Source organism: Actinoplanes aureus (genome assembly GCF_015704865.1).
In the GTDB taxonomy this organism is placed as follows: Bacteria; Actinomycetota; Actinomycetes; order Mycobacteriales; family Micromonosporaceae; genus Actinoplanes; species Actinoplanes aureus.
Genome location: NZ_JADQTO010000004.1, coordinates 143,075 through 158,187, shown reverse-complemented (window position 1 = coordinate 158,187; position 15,113 = coordinate 143,075). Strand labels below are relative to the sequence as shown.

The window sequence follows — 15,113 nt, the reverse complement described above, 5'->3', positions numbered from 1 at the left end:
GCGGGCCCGGATCAGTTCCCGCTGTATCTGCCAGGGTGTGGTCATGGTTCGACGCTAGGAACCCGGCCGCCCCGCCGAATCGGTGTGAGTACCTATAAAACGCCGAGCCGGACGGCTTCGGCGGCCGCCTGGCCGCGCCGGGCGACACCGAGCTTGCGCAGGATCGCGGAGACGTGGTGGTGCACGGTCTTCGTCGACAGGAACAGCCGCTCGGCGATCTCCACATTCGACATGCCCTGCCGGATCAGCGCCAGCACCTCGATCTCCCGGCGGGTCAGCTCCGCCGGGTTGTTCCGGGTCCGGCGTTGCGGCCCACGCGGAATGTCCCGCAGGCCGAGCGATCGCAGCCTGCGGGTGACGATCGCGGCGGCCGGCCCCGCGCCGAGCCGCTGGAATTCCGCGAGCGCGGCACGCAGCCCGGCCTCGTGCGGCGCGCCGGCCAGGGCCAACGCCGCATCGTACGGACAACCGCGTGCCCGCCACTGCTGGGCGGCCGCCTCGACGTCTCCGCCGAGTTGTGTCCGGTACGGCTCCAGCGCGGGCACCGCCGTCTCCGTCCCGGTCAGGACACGCAGCCAGGCGAGCTCACCGGTCACGCCGGCCGCCTGCCAGTGCACCGCCAGCTCGAACGTCTCGCCCAGTTCCTCCTCGACCGGGCGCCCGGCGAGCCAGGCCGCCTCCGCCCGCGCCGCCGCGACCGGCGCACAGTACTGGAGCTCGCTCTGACCCTTGGCGAGCTCGCGTGCCTCGTCGAGATCCGGCCACGGGTCCTCGGCACCGCGCCGGGCGGCGACCAGACCGGCCACGGTGAGTGCCAGGATCCGCAGCAGCGGCGCCGGCCCGGTCGAGCGCAGCAGCGACCGGGCGTCCCGTGCCGCGTCGTCCCACCGCCCGGTGTCCAGCCGGTGCCGGGCCCGGTACGCGACCAGATAGCTGCTCCACGCCTCCAGCCCGAGGTCCTCGCAGGCGTCCATACCACGCTCCAACCAGGACAGCAGGTGGTACGCCCGGGTCCGGGTCATCGCCCAGCCGACGTGGATGTACGCCCGCCCGATGTGCTCCTCGAGGCCGGCCCGGTCGGCCAGGGCCAGGCTGCGCTCCAGTTTCCCGATGCCCTCCGGCTCGCCGGCGAGCAGCTGCATGGTGCCGATGTTGTTGAGGCTGTGCACGACGACGTCTGGCACGCCGTGCTCCTCGGCGAGCCGCAGCGCGCGCTCGCCGTACTCCATCGTGCCCGGATAGCTCTCCAGGTTGAGCCAGGTCGACGACTCGCTGCTGTACGCCTCCGCCAGCTCCGGCCCCGGCGGCAGTCCTTCGAGCAGGCGCAGACCCGCCCTCCCGGCCCGGGTGGCCTCGTCGGACAAGCCACCGCACCAGAGCCGCCGGGCCAGCGCGGTGAGCGCGGCACCCTCGCCCGGCCGGTCCCCGATCTCCCGCCGCAGCCGGATCGCCTCACGCAGGGCGGCGACCGACTCCGTCGTCTGCTCGGTCAGATAGCACTCGTAGGAGCGGCGTTCCAGTAGCGTGGCGCGTTCCGCCGCGGGCAGCGGGCCGGCGTTGCGCAGTGCCCGCGCGTACTGGGCGGCGGCCTCCCGGTGCGCGCCCCGGGCCGCGGCCTGCTCGGCGGCGATCGGCGCCCAGATCCGGACGGTCGCGGCGGCACCGGCGGCGTCCGCGTGGTGGGCCACCCGGCTCGGGTCGGCGTCACCGGGTTGTTCGAGCAGCGTCCGCAGCACCCAGCGGTGCAGGTGCAGCCGCCGGTGCGGGGTGAGCGACTCCTCCACGGTGATCCGGGCCAGCTCGTGCCGGAACGCCACCCCGCCCGGCACGCTCTCCAGCATCCCGGCGTGCAGCGCCTCGTCCAGGCCGCCGGCCGAAGGCGGTACGGCGTACGGCGGGGCGACCGACACCGCCTCCAGCACCGCCATCGCCTCCGGACCCAGCCGGGCGATCCGGGACAGGACCGCGTCCCGTACGGTCAGCGGCACCTCGTCGCCGGCACCCGCGAGCACCTCGGTGACGAAGAACGGGTTTCCCCGGGTGACCCGGTGCAGTTCCGCGCCGTCCCGCCCGTGCGGCTCGGCGAGCACGCACACCGCGTCCCGGCTGAGCGGCTCGACGGTGAGCCGCCGTACCGAGCCGCTGTGCAGTTCGCCGAGGATCCGGCGCAGCGGATGCCCTCGCTCCAGTTCGTCGCTGCGATAGGTGGCGACGACCAGCGCCGGAATGCCCTCGATCCGCCGGCCGAGCAGGCTCAGCACGTCCAGCGTCGCCTCGTCGGCCCAGTGCAGGTCCTCCAGGACCAGGATCAGCCCGGGCCGGGCACGTGCGTCGGCGGTGAGGGCCGCGGCCACCTCATGCGGCCTGGACTCCGTCACGATCTCCTGGAACGGCCCGAGCGGCCGCGGCGTGAAGAGCGGATCGCAGGCGCCCCAGAGCAAGCGCGAATCGCACTCGGCACGGAACCGCCGGAGCAGCGCGGTCTTGCCACCGCCGGCCTCGCCGCCGAGCAGCACCAGAGCCCCGCCCGGCCCGGTTCGCACGCTGTCCGCGGCAGCGTGCAGGACGCGCAGATGCTCCGACCGTTCGAGCAGCACGGCCAACCATGGCAGCGCTCACCCGTACGGTTCCATCAGTTACCCGACAGCCCTCAGAAGAGAGCCATCTGGCCGGGCGTCGGGTCGCGGCGTGCGCTCAGCCCGCTCCGGAACACCCACGGGCGGGCCTCCGGCGCCGGATCCACCCCGGCCGGCGGTTCGGCGCCGCCGACGAGTGCCCACAGTGACGGTCCGAAGTTGATGCCCCGGGCCCGCAGCGCCTTGCGGATCGTCAGGTAGTCCAGCGGCAGCCGGGCCTCACGCAACGACGGCACCGGCAGGTCGTCGCGCATCCGCATCAGCCGCCGGTTGCGCTCGACCGCCTCGCGGGCGGCGGACCGGGCCAGCTCCCCGGCGGCCTGGTCGCCGACCACCTCGCGGACGGTGTGCAGGTCGCCCGCGTCGATCGCCTTCCAGGCCGCGTCGACCGTGCCGAACGAGGCGAGCAACCGGGCCGCCCGGGTCGCGCCGAAGCGGCGGACGCCGTGCAGGTTGTCCGACGGGTCGCCGCGCAGGGCGGCGAAGTCACGGTACTGCCCGGGATGGACGCCGTAGAGCGCGGACAACCCGGCCCCGTCGACGAGCACCGCCTCGTCCATGCCGCCGTTGCGCACCCGGAGCACCGAGGTCGTCTCGTCGATCAGGGCGAACGCGTCCCGGTCGCTGGTCATCAGCACCGACCGCCAGCCCTGGTGACGAGCATGCGCGGCACAGCTGGCCAGCACGTCGTCCGCCTCCCACGCCGGTGGCACGACCGTGCAGACGCCGGCGGCCCGCAGCAGAGCCGGCGCACCGGCGATCTGCTCGGTGAGGTCGGCCGGCTTGGCCGGCCGGTGCGCCTTGTAGCCGGGAAAGTCCTGGCGGCGGGCCGACTGCTCCGGACAGTCGAACGCGACGACTAGCGCGTCCGGCCGCAGGTGCGCGGCGGCCCGGGCGATGAACCCGACCAGCCCGCGCAGCGCCCACACCGGCCGCCCGTCGTCGTCGATGAACCCCTCCGCCGCGGCCGCGTGGTAGGACCGGTGCAGCAGGCTGTTGCCGTCGAGGACGAGCAGCAGCGGGGCGGGGGACGACACCCGACGAGTGTCGCCCGCCGAACCCCCGATCGCCAGCCCACGAACCGTCAGAGAACCACCACCGAGCGGGCGCCCTCGCCGCGGGCCATCCGGTCGAAGGCGGCGGGGACGTCGGCGAGGCGGATGCGGTCGGTGATCAGGTGGTCGAGCGTCAGCTTTCCGTCCAGGACGTCGCGGGCCAGCGCCGGTACCGCCACGTCGGTGTCCGCCTGGCCGTACACCGAGGCCCGCAGGGTGCGTGCCGAGCTGAAGATCTCCAGCGCGCTGAGCTGGACCATGTCGTCGGCCGCGCCCATGCCGACCACGGTGACCTGGCCACCGGTCCGGGTGGCGCGCCACGCGGCCCGGATGGTCGAGGCCCGGCCGACGCACTCGATCGCGTGGTCGGCGCCGCGCTTGTCCGTGCGCGACCGGATCTCCTTCGACAGGTTCTCCGAGGAGACCACGAAGTCGGTGGCGCCGGCCGCCTCGGCCAGGCTCTTCTTGGCCTCGGTGACGTCCACCGCGATCACCTGCGCCGCACCCGCGGCGCGGGCCGCGGCGACGACCGACAGGCCGACCCCGCCGAGACCGATGACCAGGACCGATTCGCCGGGCTGCACCCGGGCGGTGTTGCGCACGGCGCCGGTTCCGGTGAGCACCGCGCAGCCGAGCAGCGCAGCAAGATCAAAATCAAGTTCCGGGGGTACGCGGACGACCGCGTTCTCCGGGATCACGACCTGCTCGGCCAGCGCACCGACGCCGAGGGTCACGTGGACCGGCGCACCGTCCAGAGTGATCCCGTTCTCCAGCGCCGCCACCCCGTGCGATGTGCTGCACAGCCACGGTTCACCGTGGTCGCAGAACCAGCAGTTGCGGCAGGCCGGCTGCCAGTTCAGCACCACCCGGTCGCCGACCGCGGCCCGGGTCACGTGCTCGCCGGTCTCCACCACCTCACCGGCCGCCTCGTGACCGAGGATCAGCGGGTGCGGCGGGCGGAGCGTGCCGTTGATCATGGAGAGGTCGGAGTGGCAGACCCCGGCCGCCCGGATCCGCACCCGTACCTGGCCGGGCCCGATCTCGGGCAGCCGCAGTTCCTCGATCCGGGCCGGGGTGCCCTCGGCACGGACCACGAGGCCGGACATGTAGTGACTACTCATCGCTGGATCGCCTTCACCTGCTGGAACTCCGCCAGGCCGTACGCGCCCAGCTCCCGGCCGATGCCGGACTGCTTGTAACCACCGAACGGCGCGAACGGGTTGAACGCGCCGCCGTTGACGTCGACGGCACCGGTGCGGATCCGCCGGGCCACGGCGACGGCCCGCTCGTCGGAGCCCCAGACCGCCCCGGCCAGGCCGTACTTCGAGTTGTTGGCGATCGCCACGGCCTCGTCGTCGTCGCTGAAACCGATGATCGACAGAACCGGCCCGAAGATCTCCTCCTGGGCCAGCTCGCTCTCCGGGTCGACGTCGGCGAAGACGGTCGGTGCGACGAAGTGCCCGGTGGACGGCACCGGCGCGTCCAGCCCGCCGGCCACCAGCCGGGCCGAGGCCCGCTCGATGAACCCGCGGACCCGCTCGCGCTGCCCGGCCGAGACCAGCGGCCCGAGCCGGGTCGCCGCGTCGAACGGGTCACCGACGGTGTAGCCGGACGCGGTCTTGGCGGCCAGCTCCACCGCCTCGTCGTAGTGGCTGCGGTGCACCAGCATCCGGGTCCACGCGGTGCAGGTCTGCCCGGAGTTGAGGAACGCGTTGCCGACCCCGACCTTGACCGCCTTGACCAGGTCGGCGTCCTCGAGGATCACGTTCGCCGACTTGCCGCCCAGCTCCAGCGACACCCGGGCGATCCGGTCCGCGGCGGCGTGCGAGATGGCCCGCCCGGTCGCGGTGGAGCCGGTGAAGGACACCATGTCGACGTCCGGGTGCCCGGCGATGGCCGCGCCGACCTCCGGCCCGGTGCCGGTGACCAGGTTCAGCACACCGGCCGGCAGACCCGACTCGTGCGCCGCGTCGGCGAGCAGGTACGCCACCAGCGGGGTCAGCTCGCTCGGCTTGAGCACCACGGTGCAGCCGGCGGCCAGCGCGGCACCGACCTTGGCCACCACCTGGTGCAGCGGGTAGTTCCACGGGGTGATCGCCCCGACCACGCCGACCGGCTCGTGGACCACCAGCGAGTTGCCGATGGTCTCCTCCGCGACCGGGCGGGCGGCGAGTTCGGCGTACCCCGCCAGGACGGTCAGCGGAAGCCCCGCCTGGATCGCCTTGGCGATCTTGAGGGGGGTGCCCAGCTCGAGCCCCACGGTGCGGGCGATCTCGTCGGCGCGCGCGGCCAGGGCCGTATGCAGGCGGCCGAGGGCCGCACCGCGCTCGGCCGGCGGCGTGGCCGCCCAGCTGTGCAAGGCCTGGCGGGCGGCGGAGACAGCGAGGTTGACGTCCTCGGCGGTGCCGGCCGGCACATGACCGAAGACCTCCTCGGTGTACGGGTTCTCCACCGGAATCCGCTCGCTCGAATCCGGCGGCACCCACGCGTCGCCGATGTAGAGCTCGTCACGGAATACCGAGGTCATCGGCGTACCCCCTGGTCATAGCGATCGGACAGGCCGGCGATCAACAGATCCAGCCCGAGTTCGAAGGCGCCCTCGTCGATGGCGTCACGGTGGGCCGCGAGCTCGTGGGCGCGGTGCAGGTGTGGATAGCGTTCGTCGTACAGCTCCGGGTCGACGGCGAAGCCGAGCGCGAAGGAGCCCAGCGCGGAGCCGGCGATCAGGTAGCGCATGAGGGCCCCGATGTGGGTGGCGCGGGCCCGGGACCAGCCGGCCTCGATCAGCGCGCCGTAGACGGCCTCGGCCATCGCCAGCCCGGCAGGCCGGCGTCCGGGGCCGGTGGCCAGCACCGGAACGATGTTCGGGTGGGCGGTGAGGACCGCGTGGTACGACTTCGCCCAGAGCCGCAGCCCCTCGCGCCAGTCGCAGTCGGCGAAGACCGAGATGTCCACCTCGGCCACCACCGCCTCGGCCACCGCGTCGACGATCTCCGCCTTGGTGGCGAAGTGGTTGTAGAGCGACGGGCCCTGCACTCCCAGCTCGGTGGCGAGCCGCCGCATCGAGAGCGCGTCCAGGCCCTCCGCGTCGATCAGCATGGAGGCCGCCTCGACGATCCGCTCACGGGTGAGCAGCGCCTGCCGGGGCCGGGCCATAGGGACTCCCACGAGAAATCAGCACTGGACGCGCAAAAACTTACGCCGCTAGTTTAAGCACAGCTGCGACCTACATCACTCCCCGAGCTTACGAAGGAGGCTCAGCATGACGACGCTGTCCCTCGCGACAATCCTTGCCGAGTCCGCGCGCCGTTACCCGGACAAGGTGGCGGTGGTCGACGCCGGTGGCGCCCGCATCACCTACCCGGAGCTCTGGGAGCAGACCCGGTCGTACGCGGCCGGGCTCCGAGAGCTCGGCATCAAGCCGGGCGACACGATCGCCGTGATGATCCCGAACGTGGCGGACTTCCCCCGGGTCTACTACGCGGCCCTGGCCGTCGGTGCCCGGGTCGTGCCCGTCTCGCTGCTGCTCAACGCGGAGGAGGTGGGCTACGTCCTCACCGACAGCGGTGCCGACCTGCTGGTCACCCACTCCGCGATGCTGCAGGTCGGGGCGGTCGCGGCGCACACCACCGGCACCCGGCTGGTGAACGTCGGCCCGCTGCCGGCCGACCTGCCGAACGCACCGGCGCGGCTGGAGGAGATCTCGGCGCGGGTCGAGCCGATCCGGACGTACGTGACCCGCGAGGCCGAGGACATCGCGGTCATCCTCTACACCAGCGGCACGACCGGTCAGCCCAAGGGCGCCATGCTGACCCACCTCAACCTGGTGATGAACGCCGCGGTGAACGTGTTCGACGTGCACCCGCTCACCGGCGACGACGTGGTGCTCGGCTGCCTGCCGCTGTTCCACACGTTCGGGCAGACGGTCGGCATGAACGCCACGTTCCGGCTGGGCGGGACGCTGGTGCTGCTGCCGCGGTTCTCCGGCGAGGCGGCGATCGAGCTGATGCTCAAGGAGAAGGTGACCATCTTCCACGGCGTACCGACGATGTACATCGGGCTGCTGGAGGCCGCGGCGAAGGCGGATCAGCTGCCGCAGCTGAAGCTCTGCGTCTCCGGTGGCGCGTCTCTGCCGGTGGCCGTGCTGGAGAAGTTCGCCGCCGCGTTCGGGTCGCACATCTGGGAGGGCTACGGGCTCTCCGAGACCTCACCGACCGCCACGACGAACCAGCCGTTGTTCGGCGCCAGGCCGGGCACGGTCGGGCACCCGATCTGGGGCGTCGAGGTGGAGATCGCCCGGCCGGAGGTGCCGGAGACCATCGAGTTCGTGCCGGACGGCGAGCTCGGCGAGATCGTGATCCGCGGGCACAACGTCTTCGCCGGTTACCTGAACCGGCCGGAGGCGACGTCGGAGGCCCTGGTGGACGGCTGGTTCCGCACCGGCGACCTGGGCGTACGCGACGCCGAGGGCTTCATCAGCATCGTCGACCGCACCAAGGACCTGATCATCCGCGGCGGCTTCAACGTCTATCCGCGCGAGGTGGAGGAGGTCATCGCCCGGCACCCCGCGGTGCAGCAGGTCGCGGTGATCGGCGTGGCCGACGAGGTGCAGGGCGAGGAGGTCTGCGCGGTGGTGGTCCTGGCCGACAAGGGGCTCAGCGAACAGGAGCTCATCGAGTGGTCCCGCGAGCGCCTGGGCAAGCACAAGTACCCGCGTCAGGTCCGCTTCGCCGAGTCGCTGCCGCTGGGCCCGAGCATGAAGGTCCTCAAGCGGGAGCTGCGGTCGCAGTACTCAGGAAAGTAGCGCCGGCAGTTCGGCCACGATCGGTTTGTCGGCCGGCAGCCAGGTGACGCTGCCCAGCTGGTCCACGGTCAGCCAGCGCATGGAGGTGTGCTCCAGCGCGGCCGGGACGTCGCCGTCGAGCAGGGTGACGGCGTAGACCCGGAGCACGGCCCGGCCGTGGGCCAGCGGCACGTCCGGCCCGACCCGGTCGCCGACCTTGACGCGTACGCCCAGCTCCTCGGCGCACTCCCGGGCCAGTGCCTGGTGCTCGGTCTCGCCCGGTTCCACCTTGCCGCCGGGGAACTCCCACTTACCGGCCGCCTCGGGCGGTGCGCTCCGCTGGCAGGCCAGAACGCGCCCAGCGGTAATGATCACGGCCGCGACAATCACTCTCGGTGACGACGTAGGCCTGACGTACTGTTCCGACGGCATGGATTCAAAGATCCCACAAAAGTTCACCGATCAGGTTGCCCGTTGCTGCCCTGATCGTCACGCAAACACGGATATGTGGGCGTGGACACCGTCGTCCCAACAGACGAAACTGTGGGGCACCGACCATGACGACACGGCGACAGTTCGGCCACAAGCCGGCAACGACGCTAAGGGGGGTGCGGCAAGTGCGGGCTCGACGACGCGGAAGCACAGGCACCGATTATCTGAGTGACGCGTTGGCGTTGCTGAGCGGATGGACCCGCGACGGTGTCCAGCTCCGCCGGGATATCGCCTGTGACGACAGTCAGCACGCGGCATTGACCGAACGCATCAAAGTGGCGGCGGACACTCTTCACATTCGACCCAGTATCCGGCGGATCGACGGTCACACTCAGATCTGTCTGGGCCCGCAGGACGGCACCGCGATTACCGATGGTGAGGTAACGCTGGCCGCGCGGATCGAGGATTTCTACCGGACCGTGGTCCAGCGTCCGTGATCTCCCGGGCGCTACGCTGCGCCGCATGACTGACGTGGTGTACGACAACAAGGGTCAGCTCGAACAGGTCAGGAGCGGCCTGCTCGACGGGGAAGAGATCATCGCCGTCCTCGACGCGATCGGAGCCGGCACCGGCTTCATCGGCCTGACCACCCGGCGGATCATCATCCAGGACCGATCGTACGTCGGTAAGCGCTTCGCGATCACCAGCATCCCGTACTCGAAGGTGCACAGCGTCAGCGTGATCAGCAACAAGAGCTGGGCCGGCCAGTTCTTCTCCTCCGGCACGATCGCCATCACGGTCGGCACGCACGTGTACGAGGTGGAGTTCCGCGGCTCGGACAAGGCCCACTACGCGCACAACCTGATCCTGAGCCGCGCCTCCTGACCGTTCAGGCCCCGCCGACCGCCTGTGTGAGATCCCAGACGTAACGGCGGCCGGCGGGTTTCTCGTCGCGCCACACCACCTCCCACCGGCCGCGCGGATCGCGGACCGGCTCGCTCATCCGGCCGTACCCCTGGCGCTCCTTGACGCTCGGCGGCTGGTCGCTCTCCGGGAAGCTGAAGGTCACCTCGAAGCGGGTGAACGCGGACGGCGTACCGCTGGCGGTGGGCAGGCGGTCCTCCCAGACCAGCTGGTCCCAGCCGCGTTCGCGCAGCGGCCGCCACAGCCCGACCGGGCGGTACTCGACCTGCCACTCGGTCGGCGTCGTCATCGCCGGGTCGAAGATCAGCCACACCCGCAGCAGGCGGGTCTGCTCCAGCGGGAGCGCGGTGATCGTGCCGGCGACCGGGCGGATCGCCTTGAACGAGATGTCGTCGATCCGCACCAGCCGGTCGTCGTCGGTGGGCACGATCGGCCGCATGGTCCGGTGTGTCACCAGCGGTTCCGGGGTGGTCACCCGCTTCTCGACGATGCGGTCGCTGTCGTCGTCGGCACCGACCGTCACGAGCACCTCGAGCGTCTCGGAGAAGAGCGGCTTCTCCCGGTCACTGATCCGCTGGATGGCGTCGAGGTAGTGCTGGTGGCCGGCCCGCTGCAGGGCGAGCGCCTTGGTGGTCTCCAGCAGTTCGGCGCGGAGCTGCCGGATCTTGACCACGAAGGCCAGCTGCCAGAGGCGGACCACGAAGTAGAGCAGGCAGGCCAGGAAGACCGCGGTGAGCACCCACTGGGCGATGCGGGTCGGGATCTCGGCGAGCTGGGCGACGCCGGAGGCCAATCCGATGAGCACGATCGAGACGTTCAGGGTGCCCCTGAACAGGGTCTGATACTTCGACGGTGTCTCGGCCATCATCGACATAATGATGTCTAACCGGCGCTTACCGACAAATACCTATATAGAGTGACCCGCCACGGGGCGGGACGTCCGATCGTACGAGGCCACCGGCCCGATCAGCGGACGAGACATGCCAACCGGCCCACCCGCGGCGGTTACTCACGAGTAGCCATTGCTCCCCGATTTCCCGCCGCCGCATGCTGGCCCAGGAGTTCCACCCCGACGGATGCAGGCACTTCGATCTTCGACCCCCCGGAGGCGATCACCGGTGCTGACCCATTTGCAGCGACCGTTGACCCGCAGATACCGCGCCGATCTCTTCGGCCACGACCTCGATCCGGCCCCGGCCGGCACCGGAGGTGGTGAGGGGGGTCAACCACATCGGCTCAGCGCCGCCCTCGGGGCGAACGCCATCTTCGCCTTCGCGTTCCTGCTGTCCGCGGTGCTCGTGGGGCTTGCCACGGTGGCCCTCCATTGAGGGCCACCCCTGGCTTCAGCGGCAGCTTCCGCCCTCACCGCCACGCGTGACAGACATCGGTCTCCTTCTTGGCACGGAATGACTCCGAAGCTTCAACGGAATCGATCTGCTCCGGGTTGCGTGTGCTCCCGGTCCGATTCGAGCCTAACGACGGCCGGGTGTACCGGCGTCAGTTCCCCGGAACCGGCAGGACGCGGGTGGGCAGCGGAGTCTCGGTTACCGAACCGTCGTCGGCGCGCTTCAACTCGTACCCCAGCGGTCCTTCGCGGTCAGCGACCGCCTCGGCCAGCGTGGTGCCGCGGTAGACCAGCCCGGCGCCGTCGTCGGTCGCGTATCCATCCGCGAGCGTGCCGTCGCCGATCAGCTCGTGCATCTTCGGCCGGCGCTGCTCCTCGGCGTCGTAGTGCACCCCGTTGCTGTACGGCAGCCAGCCCAGCCCGTCGGTGAAGCCGCGCAGCTCCAGGCCGTAGCTGTCGGTGCTGCCGCCGCTGTGCCAGCAGATCGAGCCGGCCGACACGCCGCTCATCACCACGCCGGCCTGCCACGCCTCGTGCAGGATCTCGTCCAGGCCGTGCACCCGCCAGACCGCGCAGAGGTTCGCCACGCTGCCGCCGTCCACCCACACGATGTCCTGAGCCAGCAGGTGCGCCCGGATGTCGTCGACGTTCGGCATCGGGAACAGCTGCAGGTGCGACATGGTGAACTCGGACCCGGCGAAGGCCGCGTAGAACGCGCCGATCCGGGCCTCCGGATCGCCGGTGGCCTGGGTCAGCACGCAGATCTTCGGCGCCTTCCGCGCGTTCGCCAGCTCGGCGGCGAAGTGGTGGATCGCGCCCGGGCGCAGGCTCATCGGACCGTACTTGCCGCGGCGGAAGAACGCGCTGGTGGCCAGGATGGTGGGTACGTCGGCAGTCACCGCAACATCATCGCGCATGCGTCGGAGGTCTCCAGCACAAGATCCGCCGCGATGTCGATGGCCAGCGTCAGGTGCAACGGGTCGCTGTTCAGCGCGGCGAACGCGGCGTCCACCCGGGCCTGGAAGCGGTCCGGCGCGCCGGGCAACGACCCGGCCGCGGCGACCGCGCCCTTCTCGTTGATCAGCCACTTCCCGGCCGCGCCGTGCAGCGCGTGCGCGCAGAGCTCGACCAGCCGGAACAGGCAGCCGGCGACGTACGCGCTGTCGCCGCGGGACACCGCCTTGCGGGCGATCCCAACCAGGAAGTCGGCCTCCCAGAGGCCGGTGACCAGAGCGTCGGCCAGCGGGCGCGGGAAGGAGCGTGCGCGGCGCTGGAGGGTGACCAGCTCGCCGGCCGGGTCCGACAGGATGCGGCCCAGGGCGAGTTCTCCGGGGTACGCGAAGTCCGGCACCCCGAGCGGATGGCCCACCTGGGCGTGGAACGCGTACCGGCCCTTCTCGGCGTCCGCCCAGCACCGGTGCACCCGGTCGAGATCGCGGTAGATCCAGTCCACCGGCTCGCCGTTGATCCGCAGCCAGCCGCCGCCGTCCACCCAGGGGCCCCACTCACCCGGCGCGGTGACCCGGGCACCCGGCCCGCCGACCGCCTCGGCCAGTTCGCCGAGGCGGCCGGTGTCGAGCGGGGACCGGTAGTAGATCCCGAGGTCGGTGTCGGAGTCCGGAGCGTGCGTCCGGCGCGCCCGGCTGCCACCGAGGACCACCCCGACGACGCCGGGCACGGAGGCCAGCCGGTCGGCGAGCCCGATCAGGTCGGAGTCGGTCAGTGCCATGCGTTCACGGTCGTCTCCCGTGCCGGGCGACGCAATCACCGGTGGTGCTCAACACACTGTGGCGGGTTCCAGGCGTACGTCGTCGAGGGCCTCCGGGCTCAGCAGTTCCAGGTCCTCGTCGGACAGCAGCACCGAGCCGCCGAGCTGGACGGCGCTGCTCTCCTCCTTCTTGTCCGGCTGGTCCGGGCAGACCGCCGAGCGGCCGAGCGGCACGCACAGCTGCAGCGCACGCCCGCACTCCTTGGCGGGTTTGCGCCGGGCCCCGAAAGCCACCACCCGCGGCTGCGGCTGCTTGGTGACGGTGGTGTCGACGAGCCGGCGGTCGGACGGCTTGCCGTCGACCAGGGTCACCAGGTAGCGCAGCGTCTCCTCACCGGGAGTTCCCGGAACCTGGATACGCCGGGTGCCGCGCGGCAGCGACGAGTCGCGGACCAGCCGGGTGGGGTACGGGATCGGCCGCGTCTCCACATCGGTGCGGGTGGTGACCACCGGCGCCGGGGCGGGCTGGGCGGGAGCGATCCGCTCGGCCGGTGCCCCGGCGGCCGTACGGGCCGGTCGCGGCCCGGTCCGGTCGGCCCGGTCCTCGCCGCTGCGCGCCCGGGTGAGCTGCTCGGCTCCCGGGTCGGTCGTGGTTGCGTGCGTGGGCGCGGCCGTGTGCCGGTGGGGCAGCGGTTGGGCGGCCGCGGCCTCCCGGCTCACCACTTCCGGATCCTCGTCCAGCTGCGGGGCACCGAGGTCCGGCTCGGTGCCGGACCGCTGCCGCACAGCGAGCGTCGTCGAGTCGCCTTCGGCCAGGGTGGCCACGCCGGCCGCCCCGCCACCGACCACCATGAGGAGCGCGCCGGCGGCGGCGGTCATCCGGATACCGAACGGCAGCCGGGCCCACCAAGACTTTCGTGGCATTTCGAGCAGTTGCTGCCAAGAGTCACTAGTTGTCTGGTTTTGCACCAGAGCATTGTGACTCTCAGCGGGCCCGGCGCAAGCGTCGACGAGTCACTCGAAATGATGACGGGCGCGCCCCGCGACCTGGTTCCGGCGTTGCTCGTGCAAGGCGGAAAATCGACAGCACCCGGGTGTGCGCGGCGGCCGTACGATCGAGGCCATGTCCGCCACCACGTCGTCGCGCTCAGACGAGGGCAGCCCAGCCCTCGCACCCCTGTCCGCGGAGGAAGAGGCAGTGATGCGGGCGCTCGGCCGGTTCCTGCTGGTCATGCCACGCGCGCTGGACTCCGATCTGATGCGCGAGCAGCGCATGTCCGCGAGTGAGTATTCGGTGTTGCGGCACCTCTCCGAGACACCCGGCCAGCTGATGCGGATGAGCGAGCTGGCCACGGCGTGCGACATGTCGCTGAGCGGCATGACCCGGCTCGCCGCGAAACTCGAGTCGCTGGGCTACCTGCGCCGCATCCGCTGCCAGGAGGACGCCCGCGGGGCGAACGCGGTGCTGACCGAGAAGGGTCTGGCCCGGCTGCGCGAGGCCTGGCCGACACACCTGGCCAGCGTCCGGCGGCACATCTTCGACCACCTCGGTGAGCTGGACCTGGACCGCCTGGCGGCGGCTTTCAACGCGATGGCCTCCGACGCCTGACCGTTCCGGGTTGCGATGATGGGGCGTGCTCAACGCTGGTACGGGGGATCGGATCGCCCGCGTCGTGTCCGAAGTACTCGCTCCGGCGGTGCTGGTCGCCGCCCTCCTGCTGACCGTCGGCTGGCACGCCGGCGACACACCCGGCGTGTCCCGGTGGTGGGGGTTGCCGGGCGCGCTCTTCGCGGCGGTCATCCCGCTCGGCTACGTGTTGAACGGCGTGCGTACCGGGCGGTTCACCAACCATCACATCCCGGAACGCGCTGACCGCCGCATCCCGCTGATCTTCGGCACCGGCTCGCTGGTCGCCGGCCTGGCGCTGCTGATCGTGCTCGGTGCGCCCCGTGAGGTGCTGGCGCTGCTCGCCGCCGGTGGTGTCGGCCTGGCCGTCTTCGCGCTCGTCACACACCGGTGGAAGATGTCGATCCACGCCGGGGTGGCGGCCGGCACGGTGGCCGCGCTGACCGCTGTCTACGGACCGGTGGCACTGGTCGGCGTGCCGCTGGTCGTACTCGGCGGCTGGGCCCGGGTCCGGTTGACCGCACACACCCCGGCCCAGGTGCTGGTCGGCGCCCTCGCCGGAGCGCTGATCGCCGGCACGGTTTTCCCCGCCCTGCGCTGACC

Annotated in this window: 16 protein-coding genes; 6 read left to right on the top strand and 10 right to left on the bottom strand. The window is 71.5% G+C overall.

Going from position 1 to position 15,113, the window contains the following annotated elements:
- Nucleotides 1-92: 92 nt before the first annotated feature.
- Genes I4J89_RS09490 through I4J89_RS09470 form a run of 5 tightly spaced genes read right to left on the bottom strand, consistent with a single transcriptional unit; the run spans nucleotide 93 to nucleotide 6,847 of the window.
- Nucleotides 93-2,597: a LuxR C-terminal-related transcriptional regulator gene (locus I4J89_RS09490; protein WP_309238247.1), complete on the bottom strand. Its 2,505-nt coding sequence runs from the start codon at nucleotides 2,595-2,597 to the stop codon at nucleotides 93-95.
- Nucleotides 2,598-2,650: 53 nt separating this feature from the next.
- Nucleotides 2,651-3,673, bottom strand: coding sequence for a 5'-3' exonuclease (locus I4J89_RS09485; RefSeq protein ID WP_196413499.1), 1,023 nt, complete (start codon nucleotides 3,671-3,673; stop codon nucleotides 2,651-2,653).
- A gap of 47 nt (nucleotides 3,674-3,720) precedes the next feature.
- On the bottom strand, nucleotides 3,721-4,812 hold the full coding sequence (locus I4J89_RS09480) for an alcohol dehydrogenase catalytic domain-containing protein (RefSeq protein ID WP_230858643.1): 1,092 nt from the start codon (nucleotides 4,810-4,812) through the stop codon (nucleotides 3,721-3,723).
- Nucleotides 4,809-6,218 carry an aldehyde dehydrogenase family protein gene (locus tag I4J89_RS09475; protein WP_196413498.1) on the bottom strand — a complete coding sequence of 470 codons (1,410 nt, stop codon included), beginning with the start codon at nucleotides 6,216-6,218 and terminating at the stop codon, nucleotides 4,809-4,811. The genes I4J89_RS09480 and I4J89_RS09475 overlap by 4 nt, the downstream gene beginning before the upstream one ends.
- The gene (locus I4J89_RS09470; protein WP_196413497.1) at nucleotides 6,215-6,847 is read right to left on the bottom strand and encodes a TetR/AcrR family transcriptional regulator; all 633 of its coding nucleotides are present in this window, start codon (nucleotides 6,845-6,847) and stop codon (nucleotides 6,215-6,217) included. Before I4J89_RS09470 ends, I4J89_RS09475 begins: the two co-directional genes overlap by 4 nt.
- Before the next feature lie 106 nt (nucleotides 6,848-6,953).
- Between I4J89_RS09470 and I4J89_RS09465 the strand changes: the two genes are divergently transcribed.
- Nucleotides 6,954-8,495, top strand: coding sequence for a long-chain-fatty-acid--CoA ligase (locus I4J89_RS09465; protein WP_196413496.1), 1,542 nt, complete (start codon nucleotides 6,954-6,956; stop codon nucleotides 8,493-8,495).
- Here I4J89_RS09465 and I4J89_RS09460 read toward each other — a convergent pair.
- A complete protein-coding gene (locus I4J89_RS09460) occupies nucleotides 8,484-8,906 on the bottom strand; it encodes a (deoxy)nucleoside triphosphate pyrophosphohydrolase (protein ID WP_196413495.1) in 423 nt (140 codons plus the stop codon). The genes I4J89_RS09465 and I4J89_RS09460 overlap by 12 nt on opposite strands.
- A gap of 185 nt (nucleotides 8,907-9,091) precedes the next feature.
- Between I4J89_RS09460 and I4J89_RS09455 the strand changes: the two genes are divergently transcribed.
- On the top strand, nucleotides 9,092-9,403 hold the full coding sequence (locus I4J89_RS09455; RefSeq protein WP_196413873.1) for a 4a-hydroxytetrahydrobiopterin dehydratase: 312 nt from the start codon (nucleotides 9,092-9,094) through the stop codon (nucleotides 9,401-9,403).
- Between the two features lie 25 nt (nucleotides 9,404-9,428).
- Entirely contained in the window at nucleotides 9,429-9,791 is a 363-nt protein-coding gene (locus I4J89_RS09450) for a PH domain-containing protein (RefSeq protein ID WP_196413494.1), read from the top strand.
- Between the two features lie 4 nt (nucleotides 9,792-9,795).
- Here the strand turns inward: I4J89_RS09450 and I4J89_RS09445 are convergent, their stop codons facing one another.
- Nucleotides 9,796-10,698, bottom strand: a complete 903-nt coding sequence (locus I4J89_RS09445) for a hypothetical protein (protein ID WP_230858641.1) — start codon at nucleotides 10,696-10,698, stop codon at nucleotides 9,796-9,798.
- Nucleotides 10,699-10,972: 274 nt separating this feature from the next.
- Here I4J89_RS09445 and I4J89_RS09440 point away from each other — a divergent pair, with 274 nt between their 5' ends.
- Nucleotides 10,973-11,158 (top strand): hypothetical protein, encoded by a 186-nt coding sequence (locus I4J89_RS09440; protein ID WP_230858640.1) that lies wholly within the window; start codon nucleotides 10,973-10,975, stop codon nucleotides 11,156-11,158.
- Between the two features lie 169 nt (nucleotides 11,159-11,327).
- Here the strand turns inward: I4J89_RS09440 and I4J89_RS09435 are convergent, their stop codons facing one another.
- The 3 genes from I4J89_RS09435 to I4J89_RS09425 are packed head-to-tail and all read right to left on the bottom strand — an operon-like array spanning nucleotide 11,328 to nucleotide 13,807.
- On the bottom strand, nucleotides 11,328-12,092 hold the full coding sequence (locus I4J89_RS09435; protein WP_196413492.1) for a Type 1 glutamine amidotransferase-like domain-containing protein: 765 nt from the start codon (nucleotides 12,090-12,092) through the stop codon (nucleotides 11,328-11,330).
- Nucleotides 12,071-12,904 (bottom strand): nucleotidyltransferase domain-containing protein, encoded by an 834-nt coding sequence (locus I4J89_RS09430; RefSeq protein WP_196413491.1) that lies wholly within the window; start codon nucleotides 12,902-12,904, stop codon nucleotides 12,071-12,073. Before I4J89_RS09430 ends, I4J89_RS09435 begins: the two co-directional genes overlap by 22 nt.
- A 48-nt stretch (nucleotides 12,905-12,952) precedes the next feature.
- Nucleotides 12,953-13,807: a G5 domain-containing protein gene (locus I4J89_RS09425; protein WP_196413490.1), complete on the bottom strand. Its 855-nt coding sequence runs from the start codon at nucleotides 13,805-13,807 to the stop codon at nucleotides 12,953-12,955.
- A gap of 199 nt (nucleotides 13,808-14,006) precedes the next feature.
- On the opposite strand from I4J89_RS09425, the gene I4J89_RS09420 reads away from it, so the two are divergent.
- Nucleotides 14,007-14,492: a MarR family winged helix-turn-helix transcriptional regulator gene (locus tag I4J89_RS09420; protein WP_196413489.1), complete on the top strand. Its 486-nt coding sequence runs from the start codon at nucleotides 14,007-14,009 to the stop codon at nucleotides 14,490-14,492.
- Nucleotides 14,493-14,556: 64 nt separating this feature from the next.
- Nucleotides 14,557-15,111: a phosphoesterase PA-phosphatase gene (locus I4J89_RS09415; RefSeq protein ID WP_309238246.1), complete on the top strand. Its 555-nt coding sequence runs from the start codon at nucleotides 14,557-14,559 to the stop codon at nucleotides 15,109-15,111.
- Nucleotides 15,112-15,113 lie beyond the last annotated feature (2 nt).

Coding starts and splice junctions, on each gene's coding strand:
- I4J89_RS09470 (WP_196413497.1), bottom strand. CDS start 6,847: ATGGCCCGGCCCCGGCAGGCGCTGCTCACCCGTGAGCGGATCGTCGAG.
- I4J89_RS09420 (WP_196413489.1), top strand. CDS start 14,007: ATGTCCGCCACCACGTCGTCGCGCTCAGACGAGGGCAGCCCAGCCCTC.
- I4J89_RS09430 (WP_196413491.1), bottom strand. CDS start 12,904: ATGGCACTGACCGACTCCGACCTGATCGGGCTCGCCGACCGGCTGGCC.
- I4J89_RS09450 (WP_196413494.1), top strand. CDS start 9,429: ATGACTGACGTGGTGTACGACAACAAGGGTCAGCTCGAACAGGTCAGG.
- I4J89_RS09475 (WP_196413498.1), bottom strand. CDS start 6,218: ATGACCTCGGTATTCCGTGACGAGCTCTACATCGGCGACGCGTGGGTG.
- I4J89_RS09465 (WP_196413496.1), top strand. CDS start 6,954: ATGACGACGCTGTCCCTCGCGACAATCCTTGCCGAGTCCGCGCGCCGT.
- I4J89_RS09460 (WP_196413495.1), bottom strand. CDS start 8,906: ATGCCGTCGGAACAGTACGTCAGGCCTACGTCGTCACCGAGAGTGATT.
- I4J89_RS09445 (WP_230858641.1), bottom strand. CDS start 10,698: ATGATGGCCGAGACACCGTCGAAGTATCAGACCCTGTTCAGGGGCACC.
- I4J89_RS09480 (WP_230858643.1), bottom strand. CDS start 4,812: ATGAGTAGTCACTACATGTCCGGCCTCGTGGTCCGTGCCGAGGGCACC.
- I4J89_RS09425 (WP_196413490.1), bottom strand. CDS start 13,807: ATGCCACGAAAGTCTTGGTGGGCCCGGCTGCCGTTCGGTATCCGGATG.
- I4J89_RS09435 (WP_196413492.1), bottom strand. CDS start 12,092: ATGCGCGATGATGTTGCGGTGACTGCCGACGTACCCACCATCCTGGCC.